The sequence below is a fragment of the Nostoc sp. CALU 546 genome, assembly GCF_048836525.1.
This window is the reverse complement of the sequence record NZ_JAWJTF010000427.1, coordinates 1-1,239: the sequence shown is the minus strand read 5'-3', so window position 1 is coordinate 1,239 and position 1,239 is coordinate 1. Positions and strand designations below refer to the sequence as shown.

1 protein-coding gene and 1 pseudogene are annotated in these 1,239 nt (G+C 33.9%); both read right to left on the bottom strand.

Annotation, left to right across the window (positions count from 1 at the left end):
• Positions 1-70: 70 nt before the first annotated feature.
• Entirely contained in the window at positions 71-979 is a 909-nt protein-coding gene (locus tag RRG12_RS44255; RefSeq protein WP_420759892.1) for a nucleotidyl transferase AbiEii/AbiGii toxin family protein, read from the bottom strand.
• Positions 980-1,058: 79 nt separating this feature from the next.
• A pseudogene (locus RRG12_RS44250) lies at positions 1,059-1,229 on the bottom strand (AEC family transporter); the annotation flags it as partial.
• Positions 1,230-1,239 lie beyond the last annotated feature (10 nt).

The window sequence follows — 1,239 nt, the reverse complement described above, 5'->3', positions numbered from 1 at the left end:
TTAATTCTTAATTCTTCTTCAATAATTAAAAATTGCTTTACCATCAAGTTTAATTTCCATTTAAATTCCTTTAATTCATAGATTCAAAGTCAGCAAGAAGCCAATTTATTCCATCCATTATTATTGGAAATTTTTCTTCAGGTATGTTTAACTCATGAAAACATTTATCTCTATATTTTTCTTTTTCAGTAAAATTAGTGATGGCTTTAACTAATGGTTTTTTTACTTCGTAGCTTTCTTCAGCTTTAGCTATTGCACGTGCGGGTATTTCGTGATTTACACGCAATATTGCTAAGTCAATCAAATCTCTAGATTGTGTACTTGAATCGTTCCATCGGTCGGCATTAGCCATTAGTTTCGATGTGAATCTATCGCTTATACTCAGACAAGGTATTTTTGTCCATTCCGGATAAACAGGAGGGTCTAAAGTAAAAATTCCATTGGCTACAATTTCTACTTTAATAGTTATTTCATTGACTACAACAGGGAAACGAATACCATATTGATTGATTGTAGTGTCACCCAATTCGATATCTGTTGTACTTTGAAATAATGCTACAATTCCTTCGTCGTAAATCAGATTTCTTAAATACCTGTAATTTTCAGTTCCATAAGGGAAGAGAAAATCAATATCTTTACTAAGTCTGTATTCATCATACTCTAACGCCAAGAGTGTACCACCGCCAAAGTATGCAGAAGCTTTTTTAAAAACTTCTGGATTGAAAGCATTAAGGATTTTAAGTATATTCTTGTGATGGGCGAGATGAAACATTTCAAAATCAGGTAATATCCAAGAGTTATATTTTTTTGCTAAATAATGTACAAAATCCTTTTCTTCTTGTTTTAAATTGTTGAATGTAGTTTGATGATGCCAATTGCGTTGATACAATTGAACAATTTCTTTTTCACTCATTTGATATACATTTTTTAGCTGCCAACCAATAGATTCTAGAAATGGTAGCTTTTGTGGATGGAGCATACAATTAATTTTTAAATTTTATTAAGATGCCTTTTGCCTGGGGTTTTAAGCGATCGCATCACAGTGCCTAAATCTAAAATCAAAATAGCCACAGCCAAATTGGCAGAGTAACCAGCAATACTATAGCCCCAGCAGCTAACGCCGTAACTGCCAGATCGCGATCGAGATTGAATGTCTCAGCAATTACCAGTGTGCCGAAAGCTGGAGGCATGGCCATTTGTAAGAGAATTACCTTTGCTGCGGAACCAGTTCAAGGCAAA